This window comes from Thalassospira sp. (genome assembly GCF_048059015.1).
GTDB lineage: Bacteria > Pseudomonadota > Alphaproteobacteria > Rhodospirillales > Thalassospiraceae > Thalassospira.
Map to the genome: position 1 here is coordinate 108,996 of NZ_JBLLNT010000013.1, position 14,591 is coordinate 123,586.

Below are 14,591 nucleotides of genomic sequence, written 5' to 3' on the forward strand. Positions count from 1 at the left end.
GATGAACTGGCAGGTCGGACAAAGTGAACCATCCATGTCGCCGATACGCATTGAGGCGATTGTCGATACCATTTGTCCGTGGTGCTATATCGGGAAAAAGCGTCTGGAAAAGGCTTTATCGCGCGAGAAGCTCGATAATCTGATCATTACCTGGCGCCCTTTCCTGCTTAATCCGGACATGCCAAGCGGCGGTATCGATCGCAAACTTTATCTGTCCGCAAAGTTTGGCGGATCAGAAAGTGCAGCACGCGTTTACAAGGCAATCGAAGATGCCGGTGCCGCTGTCGGCATCGATTTCAAGTTTGGCCAGATCAAGGTGACACCAGATTCAACGGACTCTCATCGCCTGATTTACAAGGTTTGCGCCGAACGTCCGGCGGTTGGCAATGCCTTGGTCGAAGATTTGTTCGTCGCCTATTTCCTTGAAGGTCAGGATATTGGCGATCACGAACTTTTGGCCGACATTGCCGTTCGTCACGGTGAAGATCGCAACGAGATCCTTGAATATCTGTCAGGTGATATGGACCGCGAATTCGTTGGCCAGGAAAACCGTGTTGCCCACCAGATGGGTGTTACCGGTGTCCCGTGCTTCCTGTTTAACAGCCGCCATGCCCTATCAGGTGCGCAGGAACCAGACATTTTACAGCGCATGATCCGGCTGGCACGTCAGGAAGAAATTCCGGTTTAATCGGCGAGTCTCAAGAATTTAAAAAGGCGGGATAACAAACTGTTACCCGCCTTTTCTTTATGTTTTGACTGCGATATCCGAAAGCCGCTTCATTAGGCGTTTCAGACCTTCAAGACGGTCCGTGGGGCCATCCCATCCAGCGGCATAAACAATTTTGTGATCCGGTCGCAGACGCGCGACACCAACCTGCTGTTGGATAAAGCCGATCAGGCCTGCCGGGTTCGGGAATTCGTTATTACGCAACGTAATAAGCGCACCCTTCGGTCCGGCATCGAGTTTCTCGATATTGGCCACACGGCACCATTGCTTGATGGTTACGACATCCAGAAGGTTCTCGACTTCCTTGGGTAGCTTGCCAAACCGGTCGATCATCTCGGCTGCGAATTGATCCACCTCTTCGCGTGAGCGCAGCTCGGAAATGCGACGATACAGACCCAAACGAACACCAAGATCCGGCACATAGCGATCCGGGATCAGAACTGGCATGCCGATATTGATCTGCGGGACGAAACTTGCTTCTTCAGATGCATCAATCTCGCCTTTGGCCTCAGCCACGGCTTCTTCGATCATCTGCTGATAAAGTTCGATCCCGACTTCTTTGATGTGACCTGATTGTTCTTCACCAAGCAGGTTCCCTGCGCCGCGAATATCAAGATCGTGACTTGCCAAATTGAAACCGGCACCCAGACTATCAAGGGTCTGCATGACCTCCAGACGCTTAAGTGCCGTTGCTGTCAGCTTCTTGCCGTTTGGCAAAGTCAGATAGGCATAAGCACGTTGCTTGGAACGACCAATACGACCGCGCAGCTGATAAAGTTGGGCCAAACCAAACATGTCGGCGCGATGAATGATCATGGTATTGGCGTTGGGCACATCAATACCGGATTTAATAATGTTGGTGGCCAGTAACAAATCAAACTTCCGATCGGTAAAGTCCGTCATAACCTGTTCAAGATCACGTGCACCCATTTGACCATGGGCAACATCAAACTTGATTTCAGGCACAAGGCTCTCAAGTTCCTTGGCAACACGGCCCAATTCATTGACGCGCGGACAGACATAGAAAATCTGACCACCACGATGACGTTCACGCAGGATCGCTTCGCGTACCACAACAGGATCATAGGGCGTGATATATGTCCGCACAGCCAGACGGTCGACCGGCGGTGTGGCAATGATCGACAGTTCCTTGACCCCGGTCAGGGCGAGCTGAAGCGTTCGTGGGATCGGCGTTGCCGTCAGCGTCAGGACATGGACGTCTGATTTCAGTTCCTTCAGGCGTTCTTTGTGCTTCACGCCGAAATGCTGTTCTTCGTCAATGATCAGAAGACCAAGGTCCTTGAAGTGAACACCATTGCCCAGCAACGCATGGGTACCGCAAACGATATCGACATGACCGCTATCTAGGTTGTCCTTGACCAGCTTGGCGTTTTTGCCGGTCACAAGACGTGAAAGCTGTTCAACGCGCACCGGCAATCCGTCAAAGCGTTCCTTGAAGTTCAGATAATGCTGACGACACAAAAGTGTGGTCGGTGCAACAACGGCAACCTGTTTACCCGACATGACGGCAGCAAAGGCTGCGCGCATGGCAACCTCGGTCTTGCCAAAGCCGACATCACCACAAACCAGACGGTCCATCGGCTTGCCCGCTGCAAGATCATCAAGCGTATCACGGATGGCACGTGCCTGATCTTCCGTCTCGGCAAACGGGAAGCCAGCACAGAATTCGTCATAACTGCCTTCAGGTGCCTGAAGCGTGGCCCCTTTGCGCAGATGGCGTTCGGCCGCGACCTTGATCAGCTTGCCGGCCATGTCACGGATGCGTTCGCGCAACTTAGCCTTACGGGCCTGCCAGGCAACGCCACCCAGCTTATCAAGGATCGAAATCCCTTCGTCCGAGCCATAGCGCGACAGAACTTCAATGTTTTCGACCGGGACAAATAGCTTGTCGCCGCCATCATATTCAAGCTCGAGGCAATCATGCGGCGCGCCACCGGCCGTCACGGTTTTCAGGCCAAGATAGCGGCCGATACCATGTTCAAGATGAACGACGAGATCACCTTCGGAAATTTCGGATGCTTCGCGCAGGAAGTTATCGGCCTTGCGACGGCGTCCGCCCGGACGGCTCATGCGATCGCCAAGGACGTCCTGCTCGGTAACGAACCACAGACCTTCGCGACGGAAACCACGTTCGATATCAAGGATCACGACCGCTACATGCTCGTGGGTCAGATCATCGGTGATGTCTTCCCAGCATTCACAAGTAACAACCTTGCCGACACCGTGTTCGCGCAAAAGCGATACCATGCGATCGCGCGAACCGTCGGAATAGGCTGCGATGACAACCTGATTTTCCTTGCCGCGCTGGGTCGTGATGAAATCACGTAATTCGTCATAAAGGTTGGTATCAGCACGTGCACGCACATCACCAAAATCACGCCCTGCCCGTGCACCCAGATCAAAGATGCCGCGCTCCGGATTTTCATCGTCGTAGTACGGCGAATATTCAAGAACGACACGATCAGACAACAACCGGTCAAATTCCGCCTGATCAAGATAGAGCCGTTCGGTCGGAACCGGCTTATAGACGTTATCACCGGAAAGCCCGCCGCCCTTGATGTTCAGGCGTGCCTGATAATAGTCATCTATCATCTCAAGACGGTTTTCGATGACTTCGCCATATTGATAATCAAGCGTGACAATGGTGTCGGGCACATAGGCAAAGATCGTATCAAGCCCGTCATGGAACAGTGGCAGCCAATGTTCCATGCCGCCATATTTCAGGCCGTTAGAGATGGATTTATAAAGCGGATCAGTCTGTGATACCGCGCCAAACAGTTCACGATAATTGCTTCGGAATCGGGAAATGCTGTCGGGATCGAGATACACTTCCCCGACCGGCAGAAGGGCAATTTCCTTGACCTTGCCAACCGTGCGCTGACTTTCGACGTCAAAGCGACGGATGCTTTCGATCTCGTCACCAAAGAAATCAAGACGCACCGGTTCTTTCATGCCCGGCGCAAAGATATCGACAATATCACCGCGCACCGCATAGTCGCCCGGCTCCATAACCTGCTCGGCGCGGTTATAGCCCATCCGTTCAAAATATGCCGTCAGCGCAGCCCGGTCATATTCTTCACCAGCCTTGAACGCCAATTTGCCCTTGCGCATGACATCAACGCACGGAACACGCTGAATGGCGGCCGCCGCAGTGGTCAGGACAATTCGGCCATGGCCGTTGGTGGGAACATCGCCTTCGGCCAGTGTCGTCAGGGTTTCAACCCGGCGTGCGGTGACTTCGGATATCGGCGATACGCGGTCATATGGCAGGCAGTCCCATGCCGGAAGTGTCAGAACCTCCACCTCACCAGCAAAGAAGCTGAGTGCTTCTGCCAGCTGCGACATGCGTTTGTCATCGCGTGCGATATGCAGAACCGTCTGGTTCTTGCCCGCAGTCTCCAACAACTCGCGCAGGATCAGGGCATCTACACCTTCTGGCACACCACCAACACGTTTACGACCTTTGGTCGATATGATTTCTTTTATTTTTCTCAATGCTTTATCAGGCGTTGCTCAGGTCCTGAATCATATGCAGTACATCGGTGTCATACTGCTCGGGGGCTTGTTCCTTGCCTGTCGCCCATTTGAAGAAGTCCGCATCGGGCACTTCATTGATCAGGGTTTCAAACCGATCAAGCTGTTCTTCACTGAGCGTCGCGAGATGCTTATCCATGAAGCGCCCCATCAGGATATCGTTTTCCTTGGTGCCACGATGGCTGCCACGGAACAGCAGCTTCTTGCGCCGCATTTCCAGTTCCGAAACGTTCTCAGTCATAGTCGATCTCCTGGCTTCTTCTGCCGCGCCCGTTTTCGGGCTGTAGCAAGCAATTCTGTGGCATGGTTTGTACGGCAAAACGGTGCCGGGGTCCATGCTGTGATCGGGCTTTTTGCATCAATTGATGACTTGGTGGTTGTGGCAGGATAATTTTGTTGTATACCCGTGCCATAAACGCAATTGTTCTATTAACGTTCTCATCGAAAGTTTCAACGAAAACCGTCATGCGTCCGGAAATTCTGTTCCCGCTTTTTGCTGAAATCGACACCCTGCCCGGCATCGGCCCACGGCTGAAGCCGCTTGTGGTGCGGTTGATTGGTGGAGAGCATGTGGCGGACCTGCTGTGGCATCTGCCATCCGGGATCATCGATCGGCGTTTATCACCGCCCCTGGCAGAAACCATCGATGGTTCGGTTGTGACGATGGATGTGTGGGTCGAGCGCCATGATCCATCCCCAAACCGCAGACGTCCCTATCGGGTGATATGCAAAACGCTGAGCGGAACGCTTGTTCTGGCCTTCTTTAATGCTCGCGCCAAATACCTTAATGAGGTTCTGCCGATTGGCGAGAAACGCATTGTCTCGGGCAAGATTGATCATTATCGCGGTGAATATCAGATCACCCATCCCGACCGCATCGGGACAGAAGCCGAACGCAACGAAATTCAAACGGTTGAACCGGTTTATCCGATGTCGGCGGGTGTTACGGGTAAAACGCTGACGAAGGCTGCGCGCGCGGCCCTTGCAACATTGCCGGAACTTCCCGAATGGCATGATCCGGCGTTGGTTTCGCGCCACAAATGGCCAGACCTTAAAGCTGCCCTTCACACCATTCATAACCCGCAAGACGAAGCCGACCTTTCGCCGGACCATCCGGCACGCAAACGACTGGCCTATGACGAGTTGCTTGCCAATCAGTTGGCCCTCGCCCTGATCCGCGCAAAGATGCGCAAGCTTGGTGGCCGGGTGACCAAGGGCGACGGCAAATTGCGCGATGCATTGGCCAATCACCTGCCCTTTGCCATGACTGGTGCGCAGCAACGCGCCCTAACCGATATTTATGCCGATATGGCCAGTGAAGGCCGGATGCTGAGATTGCTGCAGGGCGATGTGGGTTCAGGCAAAACCGTTGTTGCCTTGATGGCGATGCTGAATGCGGTTGAATGCGGGCGTCAGGCGGCCCTGATGGCGCCAACCGAAATCCTTGCACGTCAGCATTTTGAAACGATCGGCCCACTTCTTGAGAAAATCGGCATTACCTGCGCGATCCTGACAGGCCGCGACAAAGGAAAGGCGCGCAAGGCATCACTTGAAGGCTTTACCAATGGTGACGTTCAGATTGCGGTTGGTACGCACGCCCTGTTTCAGGATGATGTGGTCTTTAAGGACCTCGCATTTGCTGTGGTTGATGAGCAACACCGTTTTGGCGTGCATCAGCGTCTTATGCTGGCGGGCAAAGGTCAGGCTGTCGATGTTCTGGTCATGACGGCAACGCCAATCCCGCGGACCCTTACCCTCACGGCGTTTGGTGATATGGAAGTCTCCCGGCTTGATGAAAAGCCGCCGGGACGCAAACCCGTCGATACGCGTGTCCTTCCGATTGATAAGGTCGATGACGTCATTTCCGGCATTGGTCGTGCGATCAAAACCGGCACCAAGATTTATTGGGTCTGCCCGCTTGTTGAGGATTCCGAAGTTCTGGACCTGCAAGCAGCCGAAGAACGCTATCGCATTCTGGTCGATCTATTTGGTGAAGCCCGCGTCGGCCTTGTCCATGGCAAGATGAAGGGCAAGGAAAAGGATGAAGTCATGGAGCGATTTGCCCATGGCGACACATCCATTCTGGTTGCCACCACTGTGATTGAAGTCGGGGTAAACGTCCCGGAAGCAACCATCATGGTTATTGAGCATTCCGAACGCTTTGGACTGGCGCAGCTTCACCAGCTGCGCGGTAGGATCGGGCGTGGTAACGCGGCGTCGACCTGCTTGCTGCTCTATGGCAGTCCGCTTGGTCAGGTTTCTAAGGCGCGCCTCAAAATCATGCGCGAGACCGAGGATGGCTTCATCATCGCCGAGGAGGACTTGAAACTTCGTGGTGCCGGTGAAGTTCTGGGTACGCGCCAAAGCGGATTGCAGGAATATCGGCTAGCCAATTTGGAGTTGCATGGTGATTTGCTGGCGATCGCCCGTGATGATGCCCGTCTGATCGTTGAAATTGATCCGGACCTTCAGAAGAAGCGCGGGGAAGCATTACGTTTACTGCTGTATCTTTTTGAGCGTGATGAAGCGGTCCGGTATTTCCGGTCTGGTTAACAATGACAAAGGGCGCCTCGTTTGAAGCGCCCTTTTCGTTTGGGGTTTTACCCGGTGGCCAGTCCTTAAGGACTATGCATCTTCTCGGGTTTTACCATCCTGTTCTTTGGGCCCCGCATCCGGGTCAATCTTGGCCGAGAGATCGCGTGAAACCAGAATTGGAACATTTTCCTTTTCCCGCAGGACGTCGACATTCTCGTATGTCTTGGCTGCCACCTTCGGCACGCTTTGTTCTTCGGCTGGACGACGATCTGGTGGCGTCACAATGCCGCCTGACATGACCATCTTGATGGCTTCTTCAACAGTCATATCAAGAATGACAATGTCACGACGCGGCACGAACAAAAGGAAACCAGATGTCGGGTTTGGCGTTGTTGGCAGGAAGATGTTGATCACTGTGTCTTCGGTAAGGTGTTGCACCTCACCCTTGGTTTCACCAGTGATAAAGCCAATCGCCCACATGCCACGACGTGGATATTCCAACAAAACGGCCTGACGAAACGCGTTGGACTGGTTTGCCAGAACAGTTTCAAGGATCTGTTTAACAGCACTATAGATGCTGCGTACGGCCGGAATGCGACCCAGAATGCGCTCGTAAAGCTTGATCAGCGCACGTCCGGCAAAGTTGGTGGTGAACCAACCAACGACGGTGATGAAGACCAGAACCACCAAAAGGCCAAAGCCCGGAATGCCGTAATCTTCGTAGCCGATAGGCAGATAGTTTTCCGGATTGTAATGCGCAGGGATCAGCGGGATGACCTTGCTATCGACAAACTCGATAAACCACCAGGCCAGTCCAAAGGTGATTGCAAGCGGCGCACTGACAAGTACACCGGTCAGGAAATAGGCCCGCATGCGGGCGAACATACCCGGACTTGGAATTACGTGATCGGAACCCTGATTTTCCGTATCATTGCTGTCGTCGCGCTTGGCGTTCATTGATCACCTGTGCTGAAGAGCCGCGTCTGAATGCCAATACTCAAGATTAGCCTTTGGCTTTTGCTATTTGTAAGTAAGAATATGGCAATGCTGCGACATCGGATCGGGGATTTCCCCGTTCATTGAAGTGATAGCAGTATTCAAGTTTGCGGCGCAACCAACAAACCGCAATTACAAAAATAGAACCGTTGTGGAGACGTTTTGCAGGTCTGGATAGTCGAATATATCTATGATGACGAAGGCTCGGTCGGGATCAAAACCGCCAAGGTTCGCGCCCCCGACTATGAAACAGCACGCCAGTTTGCCCTTGGCGATGCGCCTGCCAAAGATTTTGTAATGTCATTGCACCCGGAATCCGAAGAACAGTTCCTTGGCACACCGGGTATCCGTGCCCGTGAAATGACCGGCAAGGTCGTTCACGAAGTCCCTGATCCTGACGATGATTTGGAAGACGAAGATGACGACTACTAAGGTCGACGATCGGGCATTCCAAACCCGTCCACTTATTGGTGTCGGCGCAGTCGTCTGGCATAACGAAAAGGTTCTGCTAATTCAACGCGGCAAAGAGCCTAATATTGGTAGCTGGAGCATTCCCGGTGGCGCGCAGGAACTTGGAGAAACCATTCGTGACGCCGTTTGCCGCGAAGTGCATGAAGAAACCGGCGTTGAAATTTCCAATCCGATCTTGGTGGATACAGTTGATCTGATATCCCCCGTAAAGAACGGAAAGATCAAGTACCACTATACATTGATTGATTTCGCGGCTGTCGCGCAGTCATCCAAAATTACTGCTGGAGGTGACGCAGCAGATGCAAAGTGGGTCGATGTTAAGGATTTACCGAGTTACGGATTATGGAACAAAACCATCGAAGTCATTGCCAAATCACGTGATGTTTTATCTCGTAGCTAATTGATAATGCTAAAAAACAAAAAAGGCGGCAACCATATGGTGCCGCCTTTTTGATGTCTGTAGCTCAGCATTACGCTTCAGCGTGCTGGAGCAAAACGCTTTCCTGTATCTTCTTGAAAGCACGTGCTTCAAGCTGACGAACACGTTCGCGGCTAACACCGAAACGCTCGCCCAGTTTTTCAAGCGTGATCGGATCGTCGCTCAGGAAACGGGCCTTGATGATTTCCTGTTCACGTTCAGGAAGCTCACCCAGTGCATTTTTCAGCATACCGTTATGAAGAACACGCTCTTCTGCATCGGCAACCAATGCTTCCGGGCTTGGTGCATCAGACGACAAGGTATCGAGATATTCCATCCCCTCGTCTTTTGGCATCGGCGTGTTGAGCGAGAAATCGCGCGCCGCAAGGCGACGGTTCATTTCAAGCGCTTCACGGCAAGTAACACCAAGCTTTTCAGCAACCTGATCAGCTTCATCAGGTGACAATTCACCATTGTCATAGATGTTGAGCTGACGCTTTGCCTTACGCAGGCTGAAGAACAGCTTCTTCTGGGCTGCCATGGTGCCAAGTTTCACCATCGACCAACTCTGAAGGATGTATTCCGTAACAGCAGCACGGATCCACCACATCGCATAAGTCGACAGACGGAAACCGCGTTCCGGGTCAAACTTCTGTACGGCACGCATCAGGCCTGTATTGCCCTCGGCAACAAGATCAGCCATCGGCAGGCCATAGCCGCGATAGCCAAACGCAATCTTGGCAACAAGGCGCAAGTGACTGGTGACAAGTTTGTGGGCAGCAGCCGTATCGTCATGGTCCTGATAACGGTGTGCCAGCATGTATTCTTCATCCGCGGTGAGCATTGGAAACTTCCAAACTTCACGCAGATAGCCCGAGAAACCCTCATCCTGGGGAACGGCTGGTAATTTAATGGCGCTCATTCTATGTCCTCCTGAGAGGTTCACGCGTCAGTATCTTTAATAGATACGTAAATCATCATAGGTTAGATGACGCGCAAACACTGTCGGTTGTGAATTAATTCACGTGGACGACCGGAAATATTATCTGGAGATCTGTTAGGTCCGGTCGCAAGTTCATTCCATAGTCACCTATGGAAGAGGACAGCAGACGCTAATAAGAAGTTCATTCATGGTGTCTCATCCTTACATGAAGCAAATCGACAATTTACATGTCCGCCAATTGGCCGGACGTTGATCCGGCGGTGCCTTTGGGCCCCCACCCGCATTTCTTAATATATCTAAACCCGACCAAATTCGTCAAGAACTTCTGACCAAGGTTTCAGTTATATTAATCAACCAATATCAGCGTTTTAGAAAACAAGACCCACAAATGCAGTCAGGTATTAAAACGCCAATAATTCACGGTAAAATCGATATAAGGCGAAACAAAGGCAACCTCGCCGAAATCGACCTTTCCAGTGACTTCTGGTCATATACCGCGCCAACGGGTAACCGATGGGTAAACGCCAAGAGAACCGATCTGGCATCCATTCGCGTCTTGCGATAGGTTGCGAGCATCGCACCAATCGCCCATGCCACGGAACGAGAAATGTCAATTTTAGCCGCAAAATCACCCTGCCCTTGTGACAGTAACGCGACCTATGCCGATTGCTGCGGCAAATATCATTCCGGGCTGGCACATGCTGAAACGGCCGAGAAACTGATGCGGTCGCGCTATAGCGCCTTTGTCCTTAGAAACGGTGAATATCTGACAGCGACTTTGGCAGAAGAAAAACGCAACGGGTTTGATGGCGACAGTATCGCGCGGGATGAAACGAACTGGACCGGGCTTGAAATCATCGACCGGGTTGCGGGCGGCATTCTTGATTGGTCAGGCAAAGTGGAATTCATCGCGCACTTTACCGAGAACGGACAAAACCACTCCCTGCACGAGCGATCCAATTTCGAACGTCGAGATGGAAAGTGGTTCTATGTCGATGGTGTATTCCCGGAAACCCAAACGCCCAAGATCAATGCGGAGCCAAGTGCTGTCAAAGCAGGACGTAATGATCCCTGCCCGTGCGGTTCGGGCAAGAAATACAAGAAATGCTGTGGTTAAGGGATTAATGCCTTAACGGATGAGCTCAAGCGCCCAACGATGGAATGGTCTGATCAGGCTATCATGGGCCTCGTCGAACGGCATCCAGACCAATTCATGATCATCTTCAACGGGCGGGCCCAACCGCTCGGTTAAAGCGCACTCAAAGAAAGTTCCGCGTTTCAGGCGATAACGGCCTTTGGCGGCGTTATTAACATATTGGGACGCAAAGCCGAGCCGCGACAAGATCTTGATACGGCAGCCGGACTTTTCATATGCCTCGCGATGGAGGGCATCTTGTTCACTTTCGCCGGGTTCAACCCCGCCGCCCAGCAACACAACGCCCTTTGGCGTGCGCGCAACTGCAACCTCACCCGCATCGTTTTTGATGACGGCATAAGAACAATCCTGAACGTTATAATGTTGCCCCATACGCGGGGTACCAAATATCGGGCCAACCAATAGGGCTATCCTTGCCTTTCCAAAGTGAAGTCCGTTTCCCGTTTGGTGCAGTTAATGCGTTTGTTTATAATGCGATAGCGCGATCGAGAAGTGCTTGGCATCTTGTTGAATCGAACCGTAATGCGCTGCCCCGCGCACTGTCAAAATATTGTTTCAGTTCAGCGTCATCAATCGGCTCGGATCGCGCCCCAAACTCATTCACAAGCCGTTCCAAATGCTGCTTTGGTAGTTGCATATCCCGACGCTTGCTACGCATCAGGAACTTCTCAGCCAAGGCAAAATCAAACTGCATGTTTCGATACAAGATCGTCTGATAGTTCGCATGCAAGGCAACCTTGCCATTGGGTGTAATCAGAAACAGCGGAAACATCACAGCAAGGTCCGGCAGAATGCGGTTGGGATATACTTGGCCCTTCCAGTACTTTTCTGCCACATCCGCATAGCCATCATATTCGTTGATTGGAAACATTCGCGCCTTGGCAAGCGGCAGGATTTCCACCTTTGGCTTGGTAATGGTCACTGTGTCATTGGCGACATCGACATAAAGATTGCCGAACTGAAACGCGTTTTGAAAATACTGATGGCGCAGATTGCCCCAAATGCGCTTGGCAAGTCCGCCTTGCGCAATGAAGTCACGCAGCGCCATTAATCCGGGCGTTTTTGCCTGTGGCAGCTGCTTCTCAAGAAGCTCCTTAACGCCAAGAGTAATTTCCTGACAGAAGCCTTCTGGGTATGTTTTGCCGTATTTGTTGGTCGATATATCAAAACCCTGATCAAAGGCCGCGCGCAATGCCAGCATATCTGCTTCAAGTTCCTTGACCTTTGGCATCAGGAATTTCTTGGTCAGTTTTACCTGCTTGAAATTCGGCGAGGCAATTTGTTCTTCCTCAGCCTTTGATGTGATGAATTCAAGTGTCAGTGGTTTTGATGCGGTCATGGCACAATGATGCTCTTAAACGGCGGAATGCGTGATCTCATTCGCACTCTACGCTGAATGTGAAAACACCCCAAAACAAGATGCGTTTCGGGGTGTTTTGCAATTTCGTGTTCCAAGCAGAAGCTTAGAACGGGATTTCGTCATCAAGGTCCGGGGCACCAGACGGCGCCGAGCCACCACCAGAAGAACCACCATTACCCCAACCAGCGTCCGAACCGCCACCGTAGCCGCCATTGTCCGAACCGCCGCCATAGCCGCCGCCGGAAGAAGAGCCGCCACCCATACCGCCGCCTTCACCGCGGTTATCAAGCATGGTCAGGTTGGAGTTGAAACCTTCAAGTACGACTTCAGTGGTGTAGTTGTCTTTACCGTCCTGGCCTTGCCATTTACGGGTGCGGAGCTGACCTTCGATGTAAAGTTTGCTGCCTTTTTTCACGAAACGCTCGACGACATCTGCCAGACCTTCGTTGAAAACGACGATGCGGTGCCATTCGGTACGCTCGCGGCGCTCACCAGACTGACGGTCACGCCACTGTTCGGAGGTCGCGATGCTGAAATTGGCAATCTTTTTGCCTGCCTGTGTAAACCGGATTTCAGGATCGCGCCCGAGGTTCCCGACGAGAATGACTTTATTGACACTGCCAGCCATGGGTTATCTTCCAAAGTTTGTGTTGTCCGCGGCCCCGAATGGATCAGGGCTTGTGAATTATCATTGCGCAAAAAGGCGCTGCATTAAAGTTTCAAGTGAAACGCGATCCGTTTCATCGAATGAGCCATATTCGACACTATCAACGTCGAGCACTGCAAGCAGTTTTCCATCGCCATTGATGACCGGAACCACGATTTCTGAGTTCGAACGGCTGTCACAGGCAATATGACCCGGAAAAGCGTGAACATCGGCAACCAGTTGGGTTTCGCGCGTTGCTGCGGCTGTGCCACATACGCCGCGACCAAACGGAATGCGAAGGCAGCCAAGCGTTCCCTGATACGGACCAACGACCAGTTCGTTTTCTTTTTCCGGATCAACAACATAAAAGCCGGTCCAGAAGTAATAGTCAAACTTCTCTGACAGGATACAGGCCACAGTCGCCATCAATGCGGTGACGTTGGTTTCCCCTTCAGTGATGCTGATCAGCTCTTTTTCGGCGTCCGCATACAGGGATTTTTTCAATTCTGCCTGCACGATATTCTCCTCACTCTTTGAGGATACGAACTACCCCGTTCGACGCATTCGAGACAAGGGTAAATTCGCCGAATGCCAAAAACAAAACACCTCCGGCGGTCATGAACCGCCGAAGGCGCAATGTTTGGCCTGTTTTGACGGGATTTAGATCCGCGCACCACTTACGTGATCAAACAGGTGAATTTTGTCAGCCGGGACCGAAAGGCTTAGTTTGTGGTCCTTGGCAAACTGATGGGTTCCCTGGAGGCGAAGCGTCACGTTATCCGCACTTGCACCGAAATTAAGGTAAACAAGCGTCTCGGCACCAAGCGACTTAACCATGCGAACCCCCGCATTGATCTTGCCGCCACCATCCGCCACCAGCGAAAGATGTTCCGGGCGGATACCAACGGTGACTTCGCGCCCACCTTCAACATCATGATCTAGATCCAGCATCACACCGTCACCCACCGTGACATGTTTGCGGTCCTCGGAAACGCGGCCGCTCAGGAAATTCATGGCGGGTGAGCCGATGAAGCCAGCGACAAACTTGGTGGCCGGCTTTTCATAGACGTCAATCGGGCTTCCGATCTGTTCGGCAACACCACCATTCATGACAATCAAACGATCAGCCAAGGTCATGGCTTCGACCTGATCGTGGGTAACATAAACTGATGTGACGCCAAGACGTTGCTGCAGGTTCTTGATCTCAAGTCGCATATCAACGCGAAGCTTGGCATCAAGGTTTGAAAGCGGCTCATCAAACAGGAAAACTTTCGGCTGACGCACAATCGCGCGGCCCATGGCAACGCGCTGGCGCTGACCGCCAGAAAGCTGGCGCGGTTTGCGTTCTAGAAGTTCTTCAAGTTGAAGAATACGCGCGGCTTCGCGGACTTTGCTGTCAATTTCCGCTTTGCTATGGCCGCGATTGCGAAGGCCATATGCCATGTTGTCGTAGTTGTTCATATGCGGATAAAGCGCATAGTTCTGAAACACCATGGCGATATCGCGGTCAGCTGGTGCGACCTTGTTGACGACGCGATCATCAATGCTGATTTCACCGCTCGAAATGCCTTCAAGACCGGCGATCATGCGCAGCAGCGTCGATTTACCACAGCCCGACGGACCAACCAGAACAGTGAACTCACCATCCTGAATTTTCAGATCAATGCCGTGAATGGCTTTGTAGCCGTTCGGGTAGGTTTTTTCGGCCTGATTAAGAGTAACAGTTGCCATTTTGGTATCCTGTATGCGGATCAGTTGTTTTCAATTCAAAGGGATGCGGGAGA

The 14,591-nt window shown here is 52.2% G+C and carries 14 protein-coding genes; 5 read left to right on the top strand and 9 right to left on the bottom strand.

All coding sequences use genetic code 11. From position 1 onward, the window contains the following. Position 1 precedes the first annotated feature (1 nt). On the top strand, positions 2 to 688 hold the full coding sequence (locus ACMZ66_RS17225) for a DsbA family oxidoreductase (protein ID WP_416939008.1): 687 nt from the start codon (positions 2 to 4) through the stop codon (positions 686 to 688). Positions 689 to 745: 57 nt separating this feature from the next. Here the strand turns inward: ACMZ66_RS17225 and mfd are convergent, their stop codons facing one another. Both mfd and ACMZ66_RS17235 read right to left on the bottom strand, forming a co-directional pair. Then, complete coding sequence (gene mfd / locus ACMZ66_RS17230) at positions 746 to 4,243, bottom strand: transcription-repair coupling factor (protein ID WP_416939010.1); 3,498 nt, start codon at positions 4,241 to 4,243, stop codon at positions 746 to 748. A gap of 7 nt (positions 4,244 to 4,250) precedes the next feature. Then, positions 4,251 to 4,523, bottom strand: coding sequence for a succinate dehydrogenase assembly factor 2 (locus ACMZ66_RS17235; RefSeq protein WP_416939012.1), 273 nt, complete (start codon positions 4,521 to 4,523; stop codon positions 4,251 to 4,253). Between the two features lie 224 nt (positions 4,524 to 4,747). On the opposite strand from ACMZ66_RS17235, the gene recG reads away from it, so the two are divergent. Then, a complete protein-coding gene (gene recG, locus ACMZ66_RS17240) occupies positions 4,748 to 6,835 on the top strand; it encodes an ATP-dependent DNA helicase RecG (protein WP_416939014.1) in 2,088 nt (695 codons plus the stop codon). 72 nt (positions 6,836 to 6,907) lie between these two features. Here the strand turns inward: recG and ACMZ66_RS17245 are convergent, their stop codons facing one another. Further along, positions 6,908 to 7,774: a DUF502 domain-containing protein gene (locus tag ACMZ66_RS17245; RefSeq protein WP_416939016.1), complete on the bottom strand. Its 867-nt coding sequence runs from the start codon at positions 7,772 to 7,774 to the stop codon at positions 6,908 to 6,910. A 201-nt stretch (positions 7,775 to 7,975) separates the two neighbouring features. Between ACMZ66_RS17245 and ACMZ66_RS17250 the strand changes: the two genes are divergently transcribed. Together ACMZ66_RS17250 and ACMZ66_RS17255 are read left to right on the top strand one after the other, a co-directional pair. Beyond that, positions 7,976 to 8,245 (top strand): hypothetical protein, encoded by a 270-nt coding sequence (locus tag ACMZ66_RS17250; RefSeq protein WP_416939018.1) that lies wholly within the window; start codon positions 7,976 to 7,978, stop codon positions 8,243 to 8,245. After that, positions 8,232 to 8,684 (top strand): NUDIX hydrolase, encoded by a 453-nt coding sequence (locus tag ACMZ66_RS17255; protein ID WP_416939020.1) that lies wholly within the window; start codon positions 8,232 to 8,234, stop codon positions 8,682 to 8,684. Before ACMZ66_RS17250 ends, ACMZ66_RS17255 begins: the two co-directional genes overlap by 14 nt. Positions 8,685 to 8,754: 70 nt before the next feature. Here the strand turns inward: ACMZ66_RS17255 and rpoH are convergent, their stop codons facing one another. Beyond that, positions 8,755 to 9,624 carry an RNA polymerase sigma factor RpoH gene (gene rpoH / locus ACMZ66_RS17260; protein ID WP_416939022.1) on the bottom strand — a complete coding sequence of 290 codons (870 nt, stop codon included), beginning with the start codon at positions 9,622 to 9,624 and terminating at the stop codon, positions 8,755 to 8,757. 628 nt (positions 9,625 to 10,252) lie between these two features. Here rpoH and ACMZ66_RS17265 point away from each other — a divergent pair. After that, positions 10,253 to 10,762, top strand: coding sequence for a YchJ family protein (locus tag ACMZ66_RS17265; protein WP_416939024.1), 510 nt, complete (start codon positions 10,253 to 10,255; stop codon positions 10,760 to 10,762). Positions 10,763 to 10,774: 12 nt separating this feature from the next. Here the strand turns inward: ACMZ66_RS17265 and ACMZ66_RS17270 are convergent, their stop codons facing one another. The 5 genes from ACMZ66_RS17270 to ACMZ66_RS17290 form a co-directional block, all read right to left on the bottom strand. Then, complete coding sequence (locus ACMZ66_RS17270; protein ID WP_416939026.1) at positions 10,775 to 11,203, bottom strand: NUDIX hydrolase; 429 nt, start codon at positions 11,201 to 11,203, stop codon at positions 10,775 to 10,777. A gap of 64 nt (positions 11,204 to 11,267) precedes the next feature. Continuing rightward, a complete protein-coding gene (locus ACMZ66_RS17275; RefSeq protein WP_416939028.1) occupies positions 11,268 to 12,140 on the bottom strand; it encodes a hypothetical protein in 873 nt (290 codons plus the stop codon). 124 nt (positions 12,141 to 12,264) lie between these two features. Further along, on the bottom strand, positions 12,265 to 12,789 hold the full coding sequence (ssb, locus tag ACMZ66_RS17280; RefSeq protein ID WP_416939030.1) for a single-stranded DNA-binding protein: 525 nt from the start codon (positions 12,787 to 12,789) through the stop codon (positions 12,265 to 12,267). A gap of 60 nt (positions 12,790 to 12,849) precedes the next feature. Then, positions 12,850 to 13,323: a GAF domain-containing protein gene (locus ACMZ66_RS17285; protein WP_416939032.1), complete on the bottom strand. Its 474-nt coding sequence runs from the start codon at positions 13,321 to 13,323 to the stop codon at positions 12,850 to 12,852. Positions 13,324 to 13,467: 144 nt separating this feature from the next. Next, entirely contained in the window at positions 13,468 to 14,538 is a 1,071-nt protein-coding gene (locus ACMZ66_RS17290; RefSeq protein WP_416939034.1) for a sn-glycerol-3-phosphate import ATP-binding protein UgpC, read from the bottom strand. Positions 14,539 to 14,591 lie beyond the last annotated feature (53 nt).

What these genes read in the sequence shown, in the direction of transcription:
- ACMZ66_RS17225 (WP_416939008.1), top strand. Translation starts at nt 2, where the DNA reads ATGAACTGGCAGGTCGGACAAAGTGAACCATCCATGTCGCCGATACGC.
- ACMZ66_RS17235 (WP_416939012.1), bottom strand. Translation starts at nt 4,523, where the DNA reads ATGACTGAGAACGTTTCGGAACTGGAAATGCGGCGCAAGAAGCTGCTG.
- recG (WP_416939014.1), top strand. Translation starts at nt 4,748, where the DNA reads ATGCGTCCGGAAATTCTGTTCCCGCTTTTTGCTGAAATCGACACCCTG.
- ACMZ66_RS17245 (WP_416939016.1), bottom strand. Translation starts at nt 7,774, where the DNA reads ATGAACGCCAAGCGCGACGACAGCAATGATACGGAAAATCAGGGTTCC.
- ACMZ66_RS17255 (WP_416939020.1), top strand. Translation starts at nt 8,232, where the DNA reads ATGACGACTACTAAGGTCGACGATCGGGCATTCCAAACCCGTCCACTT.
- rpoH (WP_416939022.1), bottom strand. Translation starts at nt 9,624, where the DNA reads ATGAGCGCCATTAAATTACCAGCCGTTCCCCAGGATGAGGGTTTCTCG.
- ACMZ66_RS17265 (WP_416939024.1), top strand. Translation starts at nt 10,253, where the DNA reads ATGTCAATTTTAGCCGCAAAATCACCCTGCCCTTGTGACAGTAACGCG.
- ACMZ66_RS17275 (WP_416939028.1), bottom strand. Translation starts at nt 12,140, where the DNA reads ATGACCGCATCAAAACCACTGACACTTGAATTCATCACATCAAAGGCT.
- ssb (WP_416939030.1), bottom strand. Translation starts at nt 12,789, where the DNA reads ATGGCTGGCAGTGTCAATAAAGTCATTCTCGTCGGGAACCTCGGGCGC.
- ACMZ66_RS17290 (WP_416939034.1), bottom strand. Translation starts at nt 14,538, where the DNA reads ATGGCAACTGTTACTCTTAATCAGGCCGAAAAAACCTACCCGAACGGC.